17 protein-coding genes are annotated in these 21,603 nt (G+C 53.9%); 10 read left to right on the top strand and 7 right to left on the bottom strand.

The annotated features are described in order from the left end of the window. Window position 1: 1 nt before the first annotated feature. Window positions 2–2,203, bottom strand: coding sequence for a sensor domain-containing diguanylate cyclase (locus tag LGV68_RS01745; RefSeq protein ID WP_252536101.1), 2,202 nt, complete (start codon window positions 2,201–2,203; stop codon window positions 2–4). Between the two features lie 451 nt (window positions 2,204–2,654). Between LGV68_RS01745 and LGV68_RS01740 the strand changes: the two genes are divergently transcribed. Continuing rightward, entirely contained in the window at window positions 2,655–2,945 is a 291-nt protein-coding gene (locus LGV68_RS01740) for a hypothetical protein (protein ID WP_252536099.1), read from the top strand. Between the two features lie 64 nt (window positions 2,946–3,009). Here LGV68_RS01740 and LGV68_RS01735 read toward each other — a convergent pair whose 3' ends face one another. The 5 genes from LGV68_RS01735 to dsrO form a co-directional block, all read right to left on the bottom strand. Further along, complete coding sequence (locus tag LGV68_RS01735) at window positions 3,010–4,062, bottom strand: c-type cytochrome (protein ID WP_252536098.1); 1,053 nt, start codon at window positions 4,060–4,062, stop codon at window positions 3,010–3,012. Window positions 4,063–4,079: 17 nt separating this feature from the next. Continuing rightward, window positions 4,080–4,691, bottom strand: a complete 612-nt coding sequence (locus LGV68_RS01730) for a c-type cytochrome (protein ID WP_252536096.1) — start codon at window positions 4,689–4,691, stop codon at window positions 4,080–4,082. Between the two features lie 177 nt (window positions 4,692–4,868). Then, a complete protein-coding gene (locus LGV68_RS01725) occupies window positions 4,869–7,961 on the bottom strand; it encodes a tetrathionate reductase subunit A (RefSeq protein WP_252536094.1) in 3,093 nt (1,030 codons plus the stop codon). 12 nt (window positions 7,962–7,973) lie between these two features. Continuing rightward, window positions 7,974–9,077 (bottom strand): NrfD/PsrC family molybdoenzyme membrane anchor subunit, encoded by a 1,104-nt coding sequence (gene nrfD / locus LGV68_RS01720; RefSeq protein ID WP_252536093.1) that lies wholly within the window; start codon window positions 9,075–9,077, stop codon window positions 7,974–7,976. Then, window positions 9,074–9,841, bottom strand: coding sequence for a sulfate reduction electron transfer complex DsrMKJOP subunit DsrO (gene dsrO / locus LGV68_RS01715; RefSeq protein WP_252536091.1), 768 nt, complete (start codon window positions 9,839–9,841; stop codon window positions 9,074–9,076). The genes nrfD and dsrO overlap by 4 nt, the downstream gene beginning before the upstream one ends. Window positions 9,842–10,037: 196 nt before the next feature. Between dsrO and LGV68_RS01710 the strand changes: the two genes are divergently transcribed. From LGV68_RS01710 to LGV68_RS01675, 8 genes are all read left to right on the top strand, one after another. Beyond that, complete coding sequence (locus tag LGV68_RS01710; protein WP_252536716.1) at window positions 10,038–11,828, top strand: PhnD/SsuA/transferrin family substrate-binding protein; 1,791 nt, start codon at window positions 10,038–10,040, stop codon at window positions 11,826–11,828. A 16-nt stretch (window positions 11,829–11,844) separates the two neighbouring features. Further along, window positions 11,845–12,459, top strand: coding sequence for a response regulator (locus LGV68_RS01705; RefSeq protein WP_075988389.1), 615 nt, complete (start codon window positions 11,845–11,847; stop codon window positions 12,457–12,459). Continuing rightward, window positions 12,456–13,016: a sigma-70 family RNA polymerase sigma factor gene (locus LGV68_RS01700; RefSeq protein ID WP_222727681.1), complete on the top strand. Its 561-nt coding sequence runs from the start codon at window positions 12,456–12,458 to the stop codon at window positions 13,014–13,016. Before LGV68_RS01705 ends, LGV68_RS01700 begins: the two co-directional genes overlap by 4 nt. 85 nt (window positions 13,017–13,101) lie before the next feature. Then, window positions 13,102–14,091: a permease gene (locus LGV68_RS01695; protein WP_222763102.1), complete on the top strand. Its 990-nt coding sequence runs from the start codon at window positions 13,102–13,104 to the stop codon at window positions 14,089–14,091. 11 nt (window positions 14,092–14,102) lie between these two features. Next, the gene (locus LGV68_RS01690; RefSeq protein ID WP_222763111.1) at window positions 14,103–14,351 is read left to right on the top strand and encodes a thioredoxin family protein; all 249 of its coding nucleotides are present in this window, start codon (window positions 14,103–14,105) and stop codon (window positions 14,349–14,351) included. Window positions 14,352–14,666: 315 nt separating this feature from the next. Continuing rightward, entirely contained in the window at window positions 14,667–16,259 is a 1,593-nt protein-coding gene (locus LGV68_RS01685; protein WP_252536714.1) for a phosphoethanolamine--lipid A transferase, read from the top strand. Between the two features lie 25 nt (window positions 16,260–16,284). After that, window positions 16,285–16,659, top strand: coding sequence for a diacylglycerol kinase (locus LGV68_RS01680; RefSeq protein ID WP_020330023.1), 375 nt, complete (start codon window positions 16,285–16,287; stop codon window positions 16,657–16,659). Beyond that, window positions 16,647–18,602 (top strand): LTA synthase family protein, encoded by a 1,956-nt coding sequence (locus LGV68_RS01675; protein ID WP_075988386.1) that lies wholly within the window; start codon window positions 16,647–16,649, stop codon window positions 18,600–18,602. The genes LGV68_RS01680 and LGV68_RS01675 overlap by 13 nt, the downstream gene beginning before the upstream one ends. A gap of 69 nt (window positions 18,603–18,671) precedes the next feature. Here the strand turns inward: LGV68_RS01675 and LGV68_RS01670 are convergent, their stop codons facing one another. Further along, the gene (locus LGV68_RS01670; protein ID WP_075988385.1) at window positions 18,672–20,156 is read right to left on the bottom strand and encodes a DEAD/DEAH box helicase; all 1,485 of its coding nucleotides are present in this window, start codon (window positions 20,154–20,156) and stop codon (window positions 18,672–18,674) included. A gap of 305 nt (window positions 20,157–20,461) precedes the next feature. Between LGV68_RS01670 and LGV68_RS01665 the strand changes: the two genes are divergently transcribed. After that, complete coding sequence (locus tag LGV68_RS01665) at window positions 20,462–21,574, top strand: glycosyltransferase family 9 protein (RefSeq protein ID WP_231118045.1); 1,113 nt, start codon at window positions 20,462–20,464, stop codon at window positions 21,572–21,574. The last annotated feature ends 29 nt before the right edge of the window (window positions 21,575–21,603 follow it).

Raw genomic sequence — 21,603 nt, 5'->3', positions numbered from 1 at the left:
TTTAAGCGACGACGAGGCAGTTTTTGCCCCGGCGTTTAGCCTGATAGAGCGCATTATCTGCCTCCACCAACAACGACTCAACACTGGCTCCGTGTTTCGGATACACCGCCGCGCCGATACTGATGCCGATCCGCAGGCTTTGACCGTGAATGACAATAGGCTGGCCGATGGCATCGATGATCTGCTGCGATTTATGGAAATGTTCGTCGTCGGTATCTGGCAAAATCGCCACAAACTCATCGCCGCCAAAACGGGCCATAATGTCGCTGGAACGAACCGTCGATTTCAGGCGCTGGGCAACAACCTTCAACACCTGATCGCCAACGGCGTGCCCATGGGTATCGTTGATCGCTTTAAAGCCATCAAGATCCATGAAATAGAGCGTAAACGGCTGCTGATGCGCGACTGCTGTATCGAAGTGATTGTGCGCCAACTCATAGAAGTGTCGGCGGTTGGTCATGCCCGTCAGATCATCCTGCGTTGCGAGGCGACGTTCCAATTCCGCGACTTCCTGGCGGCGTTCCACTTCCTGCTGCAAATGCTGCGTCGCCGCCTTGACCGCCTTTCTGACATACAGCTTGTGGCTCAGTATGCGGTACAGACCAATCGCTATCACACCTGTCGACAACAACAGATAAATCCAATACCAAGAAGACAAAATAAAGCTGGTGTGGTTACTGTACGCGTCTTTGCGGCCAGCCATCGATAGCACCCAGCGGCTGTTGCTTAACTGAATCTCGGTTTGCAATACCGGGTTAGCATCGGTATCGATATCCCCCAGTACCAGCGCATTCACAACGCCAACCGGGTTGATGGCGCGGACCGATAAGGAAAACTCTTTGGAGAATTCGGTGATGATCGCCGATTTCAACAAGGCTTCCATATCGATCAACACCGTTGAAAAGCCCCAGAATGTATTGCGCGGCCCCCCCTTTTCCGATGGCAGATAGATCGGTGCACGAGCAATCAGAGCCTGACCACCCTGCAGCAAAGTTAACGGGCCATCGACGATGGTGCGTCTGCCAGAAATCGCTTTCAAGACACTTGCTTTGCGTTTTGGATCTTGCAGCAGATTGTGGCCAAGCGCTTTTTGGTTGCGATCCACATCGGTTACATAAGTCACAATCCCTTTCGGCGCGAGTTGCAAGCTGGTGATGTAAGGCGTTTTCTCTAACACACGGTTGGCGAACGTGGTGAACTCTTCGTCAGTAAAATTGGGGCGCGACATCACAAACGCTTCGAGGCTGTCTGTCAGCCGCAACTTGCTTTCCAGTGTCGCGTCGAGTGTGATTGCCAGCCCCTGCAAACGTTGTTTGTAGAGATAGAGATCGTCACGTTGCTTCCCTTCGTGTTCGATATAACGAAGACTGATCGCAATCGTCAGCCAGATAATGCAAGCCAGCACAACGATAGTAAGATGCAGTGGGTTAGCGTGATAAAGCGTGTTGCGGGCAACATTCTTGTCGGCAATGATGCCGCGGTAAAGAAAGTAGTTGGACGCCAGTCGAATCAAATGGCCGGCAGCATTGGCGTCGCCGTACACTGACGCGTATTGGGTAAAGCAGAATTCGGCCAACATTGTCAGCGCAAAAGAAATCAGCAGATACTTCATCTGACTTGCCGGGTAGCTTTCGCGTCGCCACCACACCCCTATGGCGGCCAGTAACACAAAACTGATCACCGCATATTCGCTGTAGATCTTAAACGGCGTCAGTCCCTGACCTTCAATAAAAGCCTGAGGGAAAATTTCCAGCGGATAAATCGCGCACACCCCAGCCAGCGTGACCAGCACCAGGGCTTTGATGTAGTGCTGCACGTAACGGCACTGAAATGGACAGATAAACACCACAGCAAGTCCGACCGCTTCCACCAAGCGTGCCAGCACCCAGAATTGCGTCGGCGGGTTCGCGCCCAGACCTTCAGCAAACAGTGATCCTTTGTAGCTCATCATATGCGCGAGGTCGACAAACGCCACGCACAGATAGAGTGAACTGAGCAGCGCCAACGGGCGTGCGTCACTTTTTGCCGACGCTTTATAGCCAGCAAGAGCAATCAGTCCGGAGACAAATACCGTAGAGAGTTCAATAACTGCGTGAAAAGTGACAAAGTCTCGGCGCGACAACATCCATAACAGGCCTAAAACCAAAGCCAGTATCAGAGATTGTGTCGTCCTGACAAACGAGCTTTTGTCAGTGAATGGCATACTTTCCAACGCTTCCTATCCTACGCAATTGGTTTTTCGACAGACCGATGTTGAGAATCTAAGTATTCATTGCCGCCAAACAGCCACCGATAATCGGCTCACGTGAGTTGGGCGAGCAAATTAATTTCAGGATAGACGACTTAGTAATAATTTGAATAGTAACGTCGTTCATAAAAGCGGGTCAATTCATTGACAGCAGAAATGTTGTGGCTATCGCCGATGTAATGTAACCACAGCCTCAGTTACATCATTGAAATATCAAATATTTGACGCGGGATTAATCTCATATTCAGCAAGGCTATTCAACTAAAGGGTTAGGAGAGAAGCACGTTGCGCGGCTGTTTATTATTGACGAGTTTAATGTCTCAATCCCGCCAGTTTGCCCCTTAAGTGGTGTGGTGATGTCTACCGCTTCACCATTAAAATAGCCTCTTTATTCCAAGGGGTTAACATGTCCAACAAACCCGACCGCCTCACCGCTATGCAGCAGATCATCGACGCGGTGCAACAGGAATTCCCGCTGTATAAACAAGACACCTTTGTTTGCGGCCCAAACAATACCTGTGTCGGCTGCCCGAAAAAACTGATGGAACTGGTCGACAGCGAACTCAGCTACTGGCAACACCAGGTGAAGCGCGGCTTACCGCCCTCGTTCGACGAACTCAACCGATTTGGCAAATTGTGCAAAAACGTGCGCCGCGCTCTGGTGCGCAATGGTCGAATCGCGTTCACTGAGCGGTAAAAATCCACCAGCAGATCTGGTGGTTGAAAGAGAGAAAAAAGCGCTCGAATGAGCGCTTTTTAATTTAGTTGACCGTACCGCTGGGAAACGCTTTGCTGCCCAAGCGATACCCCTCAACTGTTTTGCCGTAGAAGCCATCATGGGCGTGGTACTGCTTGAGGTTGGCATCCAGATCGCCTTTATATCGTGGATCTTGCGGACGCTCGTGACTGTTGACGTACGCCGCCACATCCCACGCTTCTTGCACGGTTAGCTGAACGCTCTTACCCAGCGGCATGTTTTCATAGATAAAAAACGCCGCCGTGTTGATACGGTGCATGCCTGCGCCCCAGTTGTAGGCATACTCGCCCCACAGCGGCGGAATGTAAGAACGCCCTGTTGCATCGGCCATGCCCTGTCCGTCTGCCGCATGGCAGGTTGAGCAGTTTTTGGCATACACGTCTGCGCCACGTTCGCGCGACGGTGCTTGCTCTGGATTGGCGAGCTTCGGATAGCCACGCCCGGCCAGATTGCCACGTTTCTCGACCGGCAGCGCTTTGGCAATCACGTCCGGCAGCGGGAACGACTCAATTTTGCCACCCGTTTGTAGCTGCTTGGCATCCAGCGCCGGAACCGGCTGATCGCCAAGACCATACTGATCCATCAAACCGCCTATCGCCAACCAGTACGCATAAGCGCTCAGCGCCACCAGCTCCGGTGAATCGTACTCAGGCGGCTTACCATTCATCGAATACTGAAAACAGCCCTGAATGCGGTCGGCGTAGCTGTTTACCCGGTCGTTCTTTTTGCGATAGGCCGGATACGCCATGTACGCCGCCCACAGCGGCGCCGCGTTCGGTTTACGTCCCGCCTGCATGTGGCAGTTGACGCAGTTCTGATCGTTGCCGACATACTGGCCACGCATCTGCTGTGAATTCACAAACAGCGAATAACCGTGTTTGACCTGACGGCCAAATTCATCGTCGGGAATCGTGCTCAAATCGCGCGGCACCAGATACTCGGCCTGCGACGATTTCTTTACCGCGGGGAGTTCTGTCTGACGATCAGGCAGCTCTGTCGTAGCTATAGCCAGCGCTGGCAACAGACTGAGCGTTAAAAGGGAAAATGCAAATTTCATGAGCTCTCCTGCAGCAATCAGTAACGGAACGACGCGAAGTAAAACGCCAGATTCTCAATTTCATCATCCGTCAACTTGCCGGCAATGGTCGCCATCATGTTGAGCGGGTCGCCTTGACGCGTACCGTTTTTCCAGCTGTGGAGCTGATTTTTCAGGTAATCGGCATGCTGGCTGGCCAAACGCGGGAATGTCGCTACGCCCATTCCACTAGCACCATGACACGTTGAACACGCCGGAATGTTGCGGTCCCAATCTCCCTGATAAATCAGCTTGCGATAGGGGTTGCTGATGTCGGCCTGATCGCCGCGCTGTTCAAGATGGGTAAATTGGTACGTCGGCAGTGCTGAGTAGTAATCCAGCACACTTTTGCGCACCGCAGGATCGCTCAACCCTTGCGCCATCGCCGTCATCATCGGGTTCTGGCGCTCGCCAGAAATAAAGAGTGCTATTTGGGTTTGCAGGTATTGGCTATCCAGCCCGGCTAACATCGGCGCCACATTGGGCTGGCCTTTGCCGTCGGCGCCGTGACAACTGACGCAGACTTCGCCTTGGACAGGCATGGCAGCCGCGTGGACACCGCTGGTCGCGGCAAACAATAACAGCGCCGCGGCGGAAAATAATTTGGACATGCTGACTCACTATGACTTTATTGCTCTCCTCCCTATTGTCAACTTTGACACTAACGTCAGCTATTGTGGATTTCCACATATTTACCGAGCAAGCCGAGTGACCACCGATACGTATTTACCGTGGAAAAAAGGCGCAGTGGCTTAAGTCTACTGCGCCGGTGTGGTGTGCAGGGTTTCCTACGCTTTGCGAATCCGCGCTGGCAGGGATTGGCGAGCCGCCGCGCCGACCACCCAGTCGAGCAGCACGCCCGGGCTTTGCCGGGTTGGGTCAATCAAGCCGATATCGTTGATGTTGACGCCATCGCTGCGCTTCATTCTGACCGGTTGCTGCTTGTCGCCAATCCAGTGCGACCGCTCGCCGAGTTCAGTATGACCAAAGCCGTGCTCGAAACCGAGCGTGCCGGGGCGAATACCCTCCAGCACCATCGCCACCGCCGTTATCTGCGCACTCGGGGTTTCAATCACAAACCGATCACCCGTTTCAATCCCCGCCGCCTTGGCATCGCGTGGATGCATGTAGACCGGATTGTCACCTTTGATCGCGTTGAGACGGGGCGACAAATTCGACACTGCGCTGTGAATGTTGGATTTAAAGTTGGTCAGACTGAATGGCCATTCATGCGGCGGATAACGCGCTTCCAGCGGCGTGCCGTCGGCCAGTTTTTGCGGATACCAGGTCGGACAGCCGCTGTAGCGTTCGCCAGTCATGGTATTGCGCGACGTCGCCAGTTTTTCGTTCCATATCGCAACCGGATTGACCCATTTGTATTTCATGGTGTCGCCTTTGTAGGCTTCGGTTGCATCCTCAAACCGCCCGCCACGCGCAAAGATGTACGCCACCCGCTTCATTTCGTCCACCGTCAATGCCTGCTGCATGGCGGGCATCAGGCGCTCCAGCCCTGACCACGCAATGTCTTCCGCCGTCACTTCCGGTACGCCGCCTTTGACATACGCCAGGTTGGCCGCCGAACGTAGATAGAAATCTTCCGCACTGTGAATGCCGTGCCAGTTGCCATCAGCATCGGCAATGGCATTGTCACCAAAACCGCCGAGCTGCATTTTCTTTGCCACGTCGATCAAAAAGTTTTCCAGACAGATCGAGCGCCCATCCGCCGTTTTGGCCGTGCGCGGCGCCACAACCGGCCAGCGCGCCGTGACGGTTTTAACGGGCACGTCATGCCACGGCCCGGCCATGCCCCAGCTTTCGTACGTGACGGTATCCGGCACGATGTAGTCCGACAGCGTGGTGGTTTCGTTGATGAACGCATCGACCGATACGATCAGCCCCAACTGTTTCGGGTCTTTGAGTTTTTCTTCCAGCAGCGCTTTGAGCCCCGGCACCCCGTAGATCGGATTGGCAATGTGGTTGATCCACGCTTTGATGCGATACGGATAGCCGTCCATCGCCGCCGACAAGTGTTCGGTCAGCAGCGGCGCGGATATCGGATACCACGGCGCACGTGTTGGGTAAGGCGACTCTCCGGCCGCTACGCGGCGCCGGTATTCACTGCTTTTGTGATACGGGAATTTGCTCCGCGACAGGAAAATGCCTTTGGGTGCGACTTTGCCGGCAAACTGGTTGAAGTTGTAACGCGGGCCGTCTCCCGACGTCGGATAACCGCCCGCTTTGGCCATTGCGCCGCCTTTGCGGTTGATGTTTCCCACCATCGCATTGAGCATCATGATGGTGAACGCGTTATAAAACCCGTTGGTGTGCATGTTGCCGCCGTGGGTGTCCACCACCGCTTTGGTGCCATAGCTGGTAAAGCGCTGTGCCAGCGCGATGATTTGCTCCTCGCTGATTCCGCACTGCTGGCTGTAATAGGCTAGGTTGTATTTAAACGCCTGCTCTTTGAGGTGCTGCAACGACGATTTGACCGTGACGGGCTTGCCCGCCACCATCACCTCGCGCGTGACAAACAGCGCCGCTTCGTGTGGTTCGGTATTAAGCGCGAACTCGTCACTGCTTGCACTCACCACCACATACGGATCGCTGTCTGAACGCGCTTCACCGTCAAACGGCAACCCGACATCCGACGCGCGCAAAAAACTGCCGCAACGCGGATGCTGCTCGTCACTGATCACCAAATGGGTCGCGTTGCACCAGTGCGCCGTGCCGGCACGCTGCATCGCAGCCACACCCGGCTGAGCCAGAAATGTTTGGTTGTAGCGCTGATTGGCGATGATCCACTGAATCATACCAAGCACCAACGCAGAATCGGTGCCCGGTTTGATTGCCAGCCAATCGTTACGATCGCCCGCCGCTAGGCTCGACGACCCCGCTGGCAGGCTGGGCGTGACCACGGTGTATTCGAGTTTGCCTTCGCTACGCGCATTGGCAAGCTGGCGCGCCTGACGCTTGAACGGGTTACCCGCCTGCGCCGGTGACATGCCGATAAACAGAATGTACTCGGCGTGGTCAAAATCCGGTTTGAGGTGAGCGTATTTATCCAAATCGTTGAGGAATGCGCCGCTGCCGGCACGAAACGCGTAGCCGCAATACGAGCCGTGATGGCCGAAGTTGCGCGTGCCGAAACTGTTAAACGCAAAGCGCTTGATGATGTCATCCCGCCCCTCGTTACTGGCATTGGTCACCAGCAACTGGTTGGCTTTCGGACCATATTCCGGATTGTCGGTATCCAGCGGCGTGGTGAGGTCGCGAATGGCACGCAACCCCTCAACGTGCCCTTCGCCAAACAAGTCGCCCCCTTCGACAATCTCCTCAATCAACTGCTCGTAGCTGATCGGCTCCCAGCGCCCTTCACCACGTTTGCCAACCCGTTTCAGCGGCTGCGTGATTCGGTAAGGGCTGTTTTGCATGTCCAGCATTGCATTGCCGCGCGCGCACGCCGTTGAACGGCCTTGCAGCCCCGCTTCGCCCGCCATACTCAGATAAGCGTCTTTGACCGGCGTCGCAAACGGAATCGCATTTTGCTGTGAGAGTGGATGATACGGGTTACCGCTGATGCGCAGTATGTCATCGTTGCGATTGTCGATGCGCACGCGCAGGCCGCACAGCGTCCAGCAACCAAAACACATTGAGGGGGCAACGCGCTGATTCGGATTGGGGATCAGATTGCCGTTGCGATTAACGCGGTATTCCGGCTCCAGCGAATTACCATGATGCGGATCGCGGGTGGCCTGCCCGGCTTTACCCTCCACAATCCCTTCCACCATGTGTTTGGTGGTGGTTGCGTAACCGGCGGCAAATGCGCCCACACCACCGACGGCAAGGCCCGACTTCAAAAACTGACGGCGTTTGTTGTCCATGTTCTGTTTCTCCTACTCGTGGTGTGTCAGTACGGATGAGGGATGGGTTTGCGCGCGGTGTTGCACCAGCTCACTGCCCAGCAGTGCCAGCGCCAGCCACAAACCAAACATGCCCGCGATGCCGAGCGCGCCATTGGCGCCCCAAGGCAATTCATACGGATAAGGCCCGACATCGAACTTAGGAATGGTCTGTACCTGCATCATAGTGACCCAGCGTACCAACCAAGCGGCGACAAGGCTGAGTGCCATCATGCCAATCAAACCCAACCCGCGGGTTCGGTCGTGCAGGCTGAAAAACGCCCATGCGATACAGCCCAGCAGCGCCGCGGTGAGCAGTGCCAGATGCTGCGTCCATTGCGCATTTTCATACAGCGAAAACGTTGGGTTATTGGCCGCCCAAATCGGCACTAAAATCAGCGCCAGCACCGCACTGAGCGACACGGTTTTCTTCAGTAAACTGAGATCAAAGCTGCTCAGTTGCGCCGAAATGGCTTTCGGCACCAGCAGATAAACAAACAGGCTAAAACCCACGGCGGCCAGAAACGCGGTGACAAACCACAACAGCGGCGCGGCGGGTTGATGCCACAGCGGACGAGCGCTCACGGCGGCAATTTCCGCGCCGGTATAGAGCGCAATCGACAGCCCCGAAAGCATGGTCAGCGTCGCCACCAGCAGCATTAAACGGCGCGAGGTGCGCCACTGGCCGAGCGACAGTTGACCAACCCAGCGCAACACCAAACCGCGGCTTTGCTGCAGCGCAATCAAATCGACGCGCAGATAAAGCCAAGCCGTCGCCACCGCCAACGCTGAAAATAGCGGCAGAAACAGCGAGCCCAGCGACATCCACGACCACGGCGTGATGTAAGCGTAGAAGTGCCACGCTCTGCCGGGTTGATGCAAATCGCCGGTCAGGGCCAGCGGGCCAACCATGGCGCCAATTGCCAACGTGAGTGCCAGCGCAGCGCGCAAACGGTGACTGCTGCGCCTTTCAAACAGCAACGCAATCAAAAAGAGTATGGCCGCGGCGTACGCCGAGCCAATGTAGAAGAAATACTGCACCGCCCACGGTAACCAGGCGATCGCTTGCGACGGAACCAACACTTCGGTGATGTTCATGCGTGGCCTCCTTGCGGCTCGTAAATGGCGGCTTTGCCTTGAATGTGCGAGGTAAAGCGTTCATCCATGCCGAGATAAAACACATGCGGCTGGGTATTGGCTTCCGGTTTCAGCACTTTCAGTTCGCCTTGATGCTGCGCCATCAACTGGCGAATCTGGCTGGTTGCATCGTTTAAGTCGCCGATAATGCGCGCGCCGCCGACACAGGTTTCCACGCACGCCGGCAGCAAGCCCTGTTCCAGACGGTGCGCACAGAAGGTGCATTTATCTGCCGTCAGGGTGTGTTCGTTGATCACCCGCGCATCGTAAGGACACGCCTGCACACAATAGGCACACGCCACACAGCGACTGTTGTCCACCATCACAATGCCGTCCTCACGCTGAAAAGTGGCCTGTACCGGACACACTGCTACACACGGTGGGTTATCGCAGTGGTTGCACAAGCGCGGCAGCGTGAACGCTTTCACCTGCTGAGTCGCCTGCGAGCCATCCGTTAAGGTCACTTCGTACTGTTTGACGGTGGTACGAAACTGGCCGATAGGCATCTGATTTTCAACACTGCACCCGACCGTGCAGGCCTGACAGCCCACGCATTTGCGCAGGTCAATCAACATCGCATAGCGTTTGCCTGTTTGACCTTTCCGGTCCGGCGCTTGGTTATTGCGTATCACGGTGCTGGCCGTTGCCGTGCCAATCCCGGTCACCGGGATTAACGCAGCACCAGCGGTCACCGCGCTGAGAAAACGTCGTTTGGTGTAATCCATCACTCACCTACTGAAGTTGGTTGGGTGAGTTGATTGTCAGCAATGCGCCGCGCGGTCGGTATTGTGGTTTTCCACATACCCGGCGGTTCATTGATCTAAAACAAATGGGGCGTGGTACGGGTTGCTGTTATCCTAGTCGCCAATTGATGCATTCAGGGATGAAGACCACATGTTCACTTCGTTAGTTCGCCGTTTGATGTTCCCCATACTGCTGGGGTTGTGCTTGTTGAGCGCGCAAAGCATCGCGGCGCAAGAGGCGGCCAATCAAGTTAAGTCTTCCAAAATCAAGCCTGTCGTTGATGTTGGAGTGTTGGCGATTCGCGGCAATCTGGCCGCGGAGCAGCGCTGGCAACCAACCATCGAATGGCTCAATCAACACATTCCGGATGCCGAGTTTGTGCTGCATCCGCTCGATTTAAACGGCATGCTGAATGCGGTGAAATCGCAGAGCATGGACTTTATCGTCACCAACCCCGGTCAGGCGGTGCGCCTCGGCAGGCAGTACGAACTGTCGTGGATGGCAACGCTCACTAATCGCGCGCCGAGCCATTCTAACTACGCCATCGGTTCGGCGTTGGTGGTACGGGCCGATTCCCCTTATCAGCAACTGGCGGATATCGCCGGACATCCGATGGCCGCGGTCTCCGAGCGCGCTTTTGGTGGCTACCTCACGCTGCGCTATCAGGTGTTAGAACTTGGCTTTCATCCGAATGATTTTTTCGCCAACGTGCGCTTTTTAGGGTTCCCGATTGACGCCAACCTCTATCAGTTGCGTGATGGGTTTGTCGACGCGGCGGTCGTACCCGCGTGTTTGCTGGAAACCATGACCCGTGAAGGGCTGCTGGAGGCCAATCGCTATCGCGTGCTCAACGTCGACACCAACGCAGATTTCCATTGTCAGGTATCAACTCACCTTTATCCGAATTGGTCGTTTGCCAAAACCGACCGCGCATCGGCGCCTCTCGCCAAACAAGTCACCCGCGCGTTGCTTGCCATGCCTGCCGGAAGCCCGGCCGCCATCGCCGCTGGTGCGTCCGGTTGGACCTCGCCCGTCAGCTTGCTGTCCATCGATAAACTCTATCAGGCGCTCGATCTGCATCCATTGCAGGAGCCGTGGTGGAAAGAGGCGATCCGCTGGCTGCGTTTTCATCAGGAGTGGGCTTGGGCGCTGTTTATCGTCGTCGTGGTATTGAACGCCTACCACTTCTGGCTCGAATACCGGTTTAGCAAAAGCCAACAAGCACTGGAGAAAACGCAGCTGCGCCTCAAAGAGAAAAGCGAACAGTTGGAACACGCGCAGCGCGTGGCAATTGTGGGCGAACTCGGCAGCAGCTTGGCGCATGAAATCAATCAGCCACTGGCGGCAATTCGCAACTACAGTGAAGGCGGTTTGCTGCGCGTGGCAAAACAGCGCCCGACAGAAGAGATCACGCCGGTGTTTGAGAAGATTCAGGCGCAGGTCGATCGCGCCGATGCGATTATCAATCGGCTGCGTAACCTGATCAAAAAACGCAGCCTTGAAAAGCAGCCGTGCAACATCGAAACCCTGCTCGACGAGACACTGGAGCTGATGCACTACCGCTTGCAAAAATACGAGGTGGCGATCAGCCGCAGTAGCGAAGGCGACGTCATTGCCGTGGAAGCAGACCGCGTCGGTATGCAGCAAGTGCTGGTGAATGTGCTCAGCAATGCCATCGACGCCTGCCTGCTGTATCAAGAGCGTGAAGTATCCGGCAGTTATCAGCCCAAAATCGCGCTACATACTGATTATCAGCCCGAGACGCTGTACATTCGCGTGGTCGATAACGGCACCGGACTGGAACACGGCACCCCGAGTGAAGCGTTTGTCAGTCACAAAGCGCATGGCCTCGGATTGGGTCTGGCCATTTGTCGCGATGTGATGGAAAGCCATGGCGGGCAAATCAGCCTAATGTCCGTCGAGCCACACGGCTGCATCGTCAGCCTTTCTCTGCCCTATTGGGCGTAAATTCAGGAGCGCATGAATGAGTGAATCGAATCCACACCTGCCCGTCTATGTGGTTGATGACGATGAATCGGTGCGTGATTCTCTGCAATTTATGCTGCAAGAGCACGGTTTCCACGTCACCACCTTTGCCAGCGGCAAGGCGTTTCTCGACCACATCAATCCGCTCAAACCTGGCTGCGTGATTTTAGACAGCCGCATGCCCGAGCTGCGCGGCCAGCAAGTGCACCAACGGCTCAACGAGGCCAACAGCCCGCTGGCGATCATCTATCTGACCGGTCACGGCGATGTACCGATGGCGGTGGATGCGCTGCAAGCGGGCGCGATTCACTTCTTTCAAAAACCCGTCAAAGGCGACGAACTCGCCGCCGCCATCACGCAAGGGCTGCAACAGTCAGCATCGAAGCTGGATCTGCTGGCAGCAAAAGCCGCATTTGAATCGCTGACGACACGCGAGAAAGAGATCCTCAAACTGCTGATTGCCGGTAAACGCAACATTCGTATCGCCGACGAGCTGTGCATTGCGCAGCGCACTGTCGAAGTGCATCGCGCGAATCTGATGAAAAAGTTTGCCGCCAGTACCGTGGCCGAACTTGCCTACGTCTACGGCCAACTGGCCAAGGTGATGCGATGAACACCAACGGCGCGGTTCCTTGTCTGCTCACCACCTGGTCGCGCAGCGAACAGATGCTGTTTCGCTGGCTGGTGAAACGCTGTGGCGATCGCGATCTGGCGGTGGATGTTTTACAGGAAACGTTTCTCAAAGCACTGCAAATGAATCAGTCCTTTTGTGAAATCGAACATCAGAAAGCCTGGCTGTTCCGCGTGGCCGCCAATGCGCTCACCGATGAGTGGCGCCGCCATCAGCGTGATGATGAACTGTGCGATGCCGCCATACCGACGTTAACAGCAAACACTGATGAACCTGAAGCGGTTGACGGGCTGACACAGTGTCTACCCACCGCGCTGGAGCGGCTCAGCGAGGACGACCGTGAAATTCTTCAGGCCTGCGATCTCAATGGCCTCAGTCAACAAGCCTTTGCCGAGCAAAAGCAGTTACCGCTCTCCACCGTAAAATCCCGTATTCAGCGCGCCCGCGCTAAGCTGCGTGATCAATTGAAGACGCACTGTCACATCCGCTTTGATGACAACCACAAAATCTGCTGCTTTACTCCTTCCCCCCTAAAATAATCACTTATTTTTGCGTCTTTTTCCGGCCTGCGCCGTCTTGTCTGTGAGATGAGTTTTTCTCCAACAACTAGGACAAGGAAACAACATGTTTGCGCTTTTTACCGCTCTCGCCGACTGGCTGACCTATTCTATCTTGGCACTGTCACCGCGCACGCAACTGGCCGAGGCGGTACACTTTTTCATTGAGGATGTCAGCAAGATTTTTGCACTGCTGCTGGTGATGATTTATTTCATTGCCCTGCTGCGCGCATCGATGAATGTTGAGCGGGTGCGCGATTACCTTGCGGGGCAACATCAGTTTCTTGCTTATGGCTCTGCCAGCGTTTTTGGTGCCGTAACGCCGTTCTGCTCCTGCTCCAGCATTCCGGTCTTTCTGGGTTTCACCACAGCGGGAATCCCTTTGGGGATCACGATGGCGTTTCTGATCACATCGCCACTGGTTAACGAAGTGGCCGTGGTGCTGCTATGGGGTCTGCTCGGCTGGAAGCTGACCCTGTGGTATGTCGTCATCGGCATCACCATTGGCATTTTGTGTGGCTGGCTGCTGGATAAAATCCGCGCGGATCGTTGGTTGCAACCCTTTGTTTCGGATGCACTGACCCAAGGTCATTCCGCGCCCACAACCAGAGCGTCGAGCGACGCAATCCAAATGACACTGAACCAGCGTCACCAGTTTGCCAAGGGCGAAGTACGCGCGATTGTCAGCCGGGTGTGGAAATGGGTCATCATCGGCGTTGGTGTCGGGGCTGGTTTACACGGGTTTGTTCCCGCAGGCTGGCTCACTGACAACCTCGGAAGCGGTCAGTGGTGGTCGGTGCCAGCCGCGGTATTGGTGGGCATTCCACTCTATTCCAATGCCACTGGCATCATCCCGGTGATGGAAAGTTTACTGACCAATGGCCTGCCGCTTGGCACTACGCTCGCGTTTTGCATGAGTACCGTCGCCGCCAGCGTGCCGGAATTTGTCATGCTCAAACAGGTGATGCAGTGGCGATTGCTGGCGTTGTTATTCGGCTTATTGCTGGCGGCCTTTACTCTGATCGGCTGGCTATTCAACCTCATCATTTTGCTCTAAGGAGTTTTATCATGCGACATTTCAAAGTATTAGGTTCTGGCTGCACCAACTGTCAGAAAACCGCGGCACTGATTGAACAGGTAGCCAATCAACTGGCTATTGAGGTCCGTGTGGAAAAAGTCACGGATATCACCGCCATTCTGCACTATCAGGTGATGTCGACCCCGGCAGTGGTTGAGAATGAACAGGTCATCCACGCAGGCAGTGTACCCAACGAAAATATGATTCGCGGTTGGTTAAACGAGCCGGGAAAACCATAGCACTCCATCCCCATGGCTGAAGAAGCAGCATTCACTCAGCCATGGGACCGAACCCTGAATACATTGATAAAACGCACCAATAACAACACTTATGTTACAAATATTAATGTTTTGTTTCACAGAATGCTGTTCGATTTCTTAATATGCAACACGCGCAACGTGAGTGACACTGCAAAGCTGTAAACCCTGAAAAAACTTAAAGAGTCTTAAGCTAATCTTAAGTTTAGATTTGCATCATGCGTCCACAGTTTCACTTTCGGGTTCTTTTTGATGTCGAACTTCAGCCGTTTTACTTTTCCTCGTATTCCGATGAGCATGACCACGCTCATTGTCGTATTCGCAGTGTACTTTGGTACGGTGATGAACTATCCCGTGCTGAAAACTATTTTTCATTTAAGTGCGGATGTCTCTAATCCGCTGTTTGCGTATACGGCACCTCTGCTGCTGACTTGCGCTTTCATTATCATTTTCTCAGCGTTCGCCTGGCCGTATTTCTTCAAACCGTTTATGGCGTTTGTGGTACTGACGTCTGCCGCTGCGTTGTATGCGGAAGTGAACTTCCAGACTCTGTTTGACACCACCATGATGGAAAGCGTGTTTGAAACTAACTCGTCTGAAATTTCGTTCTATCTCAACTCAGCAACGGTGCTTTACCTGTTGGGTTTTGGCGGACTGCCTTGTCTGTTCCTCGCAATGGTACGCATCAAGCCATACCGTACCTGGACGCGCGCAATCGTCTCTCGCGTGGGCGTGGTGCTGATTGCGGTCGCGGGCATCGGTCTGGTCGCCGGAACCAGCTACAAAGATTACGCCTCGGTGGGTCGTAACAACCATTACCTGAATAAGATGATCATTCCGGCGCACCTGTACAACGGCGCGAAATACCTGAATAAAACCTACTTCGAAACCAAACTGGCTTATCAGACGCTTGGCTCAGATGCCAAAGTGACCGCAGCACCAAACGGCAAACCCACTCTGATGGTGGTTGTACTGGGTGAAACAGCCCGTGCAATGAACTTTGCGTACAACGGTTACAACCGCGACACCAACCCGTACACCAGAGACATGGGCTTGATTGCGTTTCAGGACGTCTCTTCCTGTGGTACTTACACGGCGTTATCAGTGCCATGCATGTTCTCGAACATGACTCGCGACACGTACAACAAACCTCGCGCAGCCGCGCAGGACAATGCGCTGAACGTGCTGCAACACGCTGGGGTTGATGTGCTGTGGATTGATAACGATGGCGGTGACAAAGGCGTGGCCGACAAACTGCCGTACATCTCTATCGATGCGTCCCTGAAAAACAACGACTGTAACGGTTCGACCTGTTTTGACGTGGCGATGATGACCGATGCGAAGAAATTCATCGACGACGGCTCTCATAACAAACTGCTGGTTCTGCACACGATTGGCAGCCACGGCCCGACTTATTGGCAGCGTTACCCGGATGCTCAAGCGCCGTTCCAACCTGCCTGCAACCGCAGCGACATCGAAAACTGTAACGACAAACAGATCGTCAACGTCTACGACAACACGCTGGTGTACACCGACTATGTGCTGGCACAAGTGATCAACGAGCTGAAAAGCGTGTCGAACGATTACAACGTAATGCTGACGTACATTTCAGATCACGGGGAATCTCTGGGTGAAAGCGGCCTGTATCTGCATGGCACACCGTACGCGATTGCACCAAAAGAACAGACTCATGTGCCTTGGCTACTTTGGATGCCAGAGAAATATGCACAGCAGAAAGGATTGAGTACTCAGTGCATCAAAGACAAAGCGCAGAACAGCACCTTGTCGCACGACAACTTGTTCCATAGCTTGCTCGGCTTATATGGAGTGCGTTCACAAGTTCAGAATCCAGAACTGGATATTACGCAAAGCTGCCTATTAAATTCATAGTCCAGATTTATAGAGTACTCATTAAATGCAACAAGAAGTAATCATTAAGCGTACTGGTGTTCACCGTATTGCTTATACCTTTGTTCACAGTTTTAACGGATTTAAATGGCTTTGTAAGCACGAAGCCGCTTTTCAACAGGAGTTGATGCTCTTTGTTCCACTGACGATTTTTGCCTTCTGGCTGGATTTGCCAGCCATGCACACCTTGCTGGTGATGCTGAGCATGGTGTTCGTGCTGTTTGCTGAAATGGTGAATACGGCGATTGAGGCCGTCGTGGATCGCGTGGGTCTGGAATATCACACCTTATCTGGCGTAGCGAAGAACATCGGTTCTGCGCTGGTGCTGCTGAGTATGGCCTGTTCACTGGCCGTTTGGGGTACTGTGTTATGGCTACGCTGATTTCTGTCCTGACGGGCGAACGTTCGAAGTTTAAATTCGGCGCTCTGTTGCCGCTGCTGTGCTTTGCGCTGATTGATCTGGTCCTGCTGAGCCTCTCACGCCTGATGCTTTCGGTATGGCAAAGCGAGCGTGTGTTCTCCACTACCGACTTCGGCCAGATTTTTATCGGTGGCCTGCGCATCGATATTTCCTCAATTGGTTATCTGTTTGCGCCCGCTTTGCTGCTGGTGATTGCAGCGACCCTGCTACGTGCAACCCGTTATATTCGTCTGCCACTTAAAGTTTATTTGGTCGGCGGCAGCCTGCTTTTCCTGTTCTTTGAACTGATCACCCCCACCTTTATTCTTGAGTACGATCTGCGTCCGAACCGTCTGTTCATCGACTATCTGATCTATCCGAAAGAAGTGTTTTCGATGCTGGTTTCCGGCTACAAAACCGAGATTCTGGTGACATTCGTTGTTCTGTTCGTTGCCGCCCGACTGTTGGGTAAAGCGTTTGACGCGGTGTGGAGCTCAGATGTGAAAGGTGCGCTGGTATCGCAAATTGCGATGCAGTTGGTTCTGACCTGTCTGTTGGTGCTTGGCGCTCGCGGCACGTTGGAACACCGCCCAATCAACCCAGCGTTGGTGGCGTTCTCTACCGACCACTTACTGAATGACCTGAGTCTCAACTCGGCTTACTCCGTGGCCTTTGCCTGGAAACAAGCAAAGAGCGAAATGTCGAGCTCCGATTTTTACGGTCCAATGGATCAGAAAGCGCTGCTGAGTGAAATTCACCGCACGCTGCAAAACCCGAACGCGGATTTTGCCGACCCGAATGCGCCGACCAAAACCATGCATACCACCAGCTTCCCGGGTCGTAAAAAGAATCTGGTGATCCTGTTGCAAGAGAGCTTGGGTGCCCGTTATGTGGGTAAACTCGGCGGCCTGCCGCTGACACCAAACCTCGACAAAATCATGGATGAAGGTTGGAACTTCACTCGCCTCTACGCCACGGGTACACGTTCGGTGCGCGGTATCGAAGCGGTGGTCACCGGTTTTACGCCAACACCTGCGCGTGCAGTGGTGAAGCTGGGTAAATCACAGCAGAACTTCTTTACTCTGGCGAGTTTCCTGGGCAATCAGGGTTACCACACCCAGTTTATCTACGGCGGTGAAGCGCACTTCGACAACATGAAAACCTTCTTCCTTGGTAACGGTTTTCAGGACATCGTTCAGGGCAGCGATTTCGACAAAGTCGATTTCACCGGCTCTTGGGGTGCGTCGGATGAAGATCTGTATGATCAGGCCAACAAAGAATTTACCGAACTGCATCAGCAAGGTAAGCCGTTCTTCAGTCTGGTGTTCACTTCATCGAACCATTCACCTTTCGATTACCCGGACGGTAAAATTACTCCGTACGATAGCGATAAGCAGACCCGTAACAATGCGGCGAAATACTCTGACTACGCACTGGGCGAATTTGTGAAGAAAGCCAAGCAGTCGGAATACTGGAAAGACACCATTTTTGTGGTGGTGGCAGACCACGACTCGCGTGTGTACGGTGCCAGTTTGGTACCTGTGCGCCACTTCCACATTCCCGCGGTGATTTTCGGTAACGATGTTCCGCACAAAGTGGATGATCGTCTGGCAAGCCAGATTGACCTGGGCCCGACGCTGCTGTCCCTGATTGGTGCCTCTGGTGAACACCCGATGTTGGGCAATGACTTTACCAAGCCGCTGACAGAATCTCAGCCACGTGCCCTGCTTCAATACGACAAGAACTTCGCTTACCTCAAACAGGGCAAAGCCGTTGTCTTCCAGCCGGATAAAGCGCCGCAGACCTTCCTGCTGGACGGTGAAAACCTCACACCGACTCAGCCGGATGAAGCACTGGCTCAGGAAGCGCATGCCTACGCCAACTTCGGCAGCATGGCGTATCAAAAAGGTTGGTACCAGCCTTAACCAGAGCCCTGAATAGCAAAACGCCAGATAGTCACTATCTGGCGTTTTTGTTTCTGGCCTTGAATCGAATTAACGATTGGCGTCTGCAGTTTGGCGAGCGCGTGGCGCGCCATTGCCATTGTTGCGGCGTCTTGGCTTGTTCGCTTTCGCAGCCCCTGAGTTCTGCTCACCCGCTTTGCCCGAACGCGCACCGTTGCGCTGTTTTGGTTTCGCGCCTTCAGGCTGTTCTTTCTTCGCCTGAGGATTGCCATGGCGTGGCTTACCTGGTTTAGCCCCGGCGTTTGCCTGACCTGGTTTTTTACCATTGGCCGCAGGCTTGTCGCCTTGCGCTTTGCCTTCACCCTGCACGGCTGGCTTTTTCGGTTTCTTTGGCTTTTTCGGTTTGATTGGACGAGTATCCAGTTTAGATTCCGGCACTGCGTTGGTTGGTTTAAAGCCTTCCAGTTCCACACGTGGCAATACTTGCTGAATCAGACGTTCAATGCCGAACAGATCCGGCGCTTCAACAGCACACACCAACGAGATGGCACGACCCGCTTCGCCAGCACGGCCCGTACGACCAATGCGGTGTACGTAGTCTTCCGCCACATTTGGCAGTTCAAAGTTCACCACTTGTGGAAGCTGTGGAATATCGATGCCACGCGCGGCGATATCAGTTGCCACCAGTACACGCAGTTCACCGGATTTAAATTCAGCCAGTGCCGTCGTGCGTGCGCCCTGACTCTTGTTACCGTGAATCGCAGCAGCTTTGATGCCCTCTTCATTCAAAAACGCCGCCAGCTTGTTCGCGCCACGCTTGGTGCGGGTAAACACCAGCACTTGTTGCCAGTTGCCGTCTTTGATCAGTTTCACCAGCATCGGTGCTTTCTTTTTCACGTCCGCCGGATACACACACTGCTCAACGGTTTTTGCCGTCGAGTTCGCCGGGTTGACCGAAATCTCCACCGGATCGTTCACCAAACCTTTCGCCAGTGCGCGAATTTCGTCAGAGAAGGTGGCCGAGAACAGCAGGTTCTGACGTTTCTTTGGCAGTAGTTCAAGAATCTTACGGATATCGCGGATAAAGCCCATGTCCAGCATGCGGTCGGCTTCGTCCAGCACCAGCACTTCCAGTTGGTCAAATTTGACCGCGTTCTGGTTATACAGATCCATCAGACGACCCGGCGTCGCTACCAGTACATCCGCCCCTTTACGTAGGCGCAGCATTTGTGGGTTGATCTTCACGCCACCAAACACCACCGCACTGCTCAGCGGCAGATGACGGCTGTAGGTAAACACGCACTCTTGTACCTGAGCCGCCAGTTCACGGGTCGGAGTCAGGATCAGGGCACGTACCTGGTTGCCACGTACACGCGGGCCTCCGCTCAGGCGTTCCAGAATCGGCAGGGTAAATCCGGCGGTTTTACCTGTACCTGTCTGAGCCGCGGCCATCACATCCTTGCCTTGTAGCACAGCAGGAATGGCTTGTGCCTGAATTGGAGAAGGCGTTTCGTAACCTTTTTCCTTGATAGCTTGGAGGATTGGTGCAGACAGACCTAACGAGGTAAAACCCATAGTTGATTCTCAATAGTTAATAGAAAGGAGATTCGCAGCCAAATGTGACCACGAAAGTCCGGCATTCTGAATCTTTTAAGCTTCGGGTTCAACCAGTAATTACAAAGCTGCCGTCTGTGGTGAATAACCACACGCCAGCTTGTTGAATTTGTTCACAAAACAACCAAAGACAATCAAACAAAAAATATTTCTGATAATTTCATCATTTTTTCATTCACCGTGCTCATCCTAAGCCAACGCTAAGTAACGCCCAATATGATGGAGAGACTTAATTCAGTCTCATTTGGGTAATTGGAGGTAAGGTTATGATGCAAATGGTCGGTGAGAATCCAAAACTGCGAATCAAAAATCACTTACGTAAATTTGATCGCTACCGTAAGAACAAGATGTCCAACATCGCGAATCTGATGCTGTCTGCTGTCGGTAACCACCGTTATTCTCAGTCGTCATTGATTACCGCCGATGAGGTTAAGGAAATTCTGATCGTCAGAAGTAATGACCGTGTTGGCAACACCGTATTCCTGATCCCGTTTATTCGTCAGGTTCAACACCACTACCCGAATGCCAACATTACACTGCTGCTCAATAAACGCTGGCAGCAAGATGTGTTTGCCAATATGGGGATTGAAACCTTTGAGTTTGCTAATCTGTCGTTTTCCAGTTTGTCGCAGTGTGTGAAATCCGTGCGCAGCCTGAGAAAGCGCGTGTTTGATCTCTGCCTGTCACCGAGTGTGTCGGCGCAATCTTCCGTACTTTGCTCGCTCATGAGTGCGCGCAATAAGATTTCCTACACCAGCCGCTACGACAACGCCTTCACTCACACCTTCCCGGTGCACAAGGTGTATTCGCATGCCGCGCTGTGTAACTTAAGCCTGCTGCCGCAACTGCACAGCTCAGAGTTACTGGTCAACCCATGGAACAGCCATCAAATCAGCATCAGCGAGGAAGAGTGTCGCCAAGGGTTTGAAGCCAAGGGCGCACTGGCCGATGATGAATCACTGTGCCTGACTTTCTTCCGTGGTGCGCGCGGCGATAAAAAACTCACGGATGTCGAGTGGCTCAATATTCTGCGTCAGTTCGAACGCGCTCATCATCAACCTATCACCTGGATTGAAATCATGGGGCCGGAAATCGAAGCGCCACTGTGCCGCAATATTCAAACCTACCGCAGTAAAAGCCTGCGTGAACTGGCGTGCTTCCTGCGTCACACCGATGGTTTCATCAGTTGCGATACCGGACCACTGCACCTGGCCGACGCCGCAGGCGCAAGCTGTATTGGTTTGTACACGCACACAGATCCCGCGGTTTACGGCCTGCTGGGCGAGCGCTGTTTCCATGTGACAGACCTAGACAACATTGACGCAGCCACCATTCTGCAAGCACTGGAATCGGCGAAGGTTCTGCCGCAAGCCGCCTAATCTTGGACAGACTCCTCACGTTAAAAAAG

The sequence above is a fragment of the Vibrio sp. LQ2 genome, from assembly GCF_023920125.1.
Taxonomy (GTDB): domain Bacteria; phylum Pseudomonadota; class Gammaproteobacteria; order Enterobacterales; family Vibrionaceae; genus Vibrio; species Vibrio fluvialis.
The sequence above is the reverse complement of the archived record's forward strand: the minus strand, read 5'-3'. Positions and strand labels throughout refer to the sequence as shown.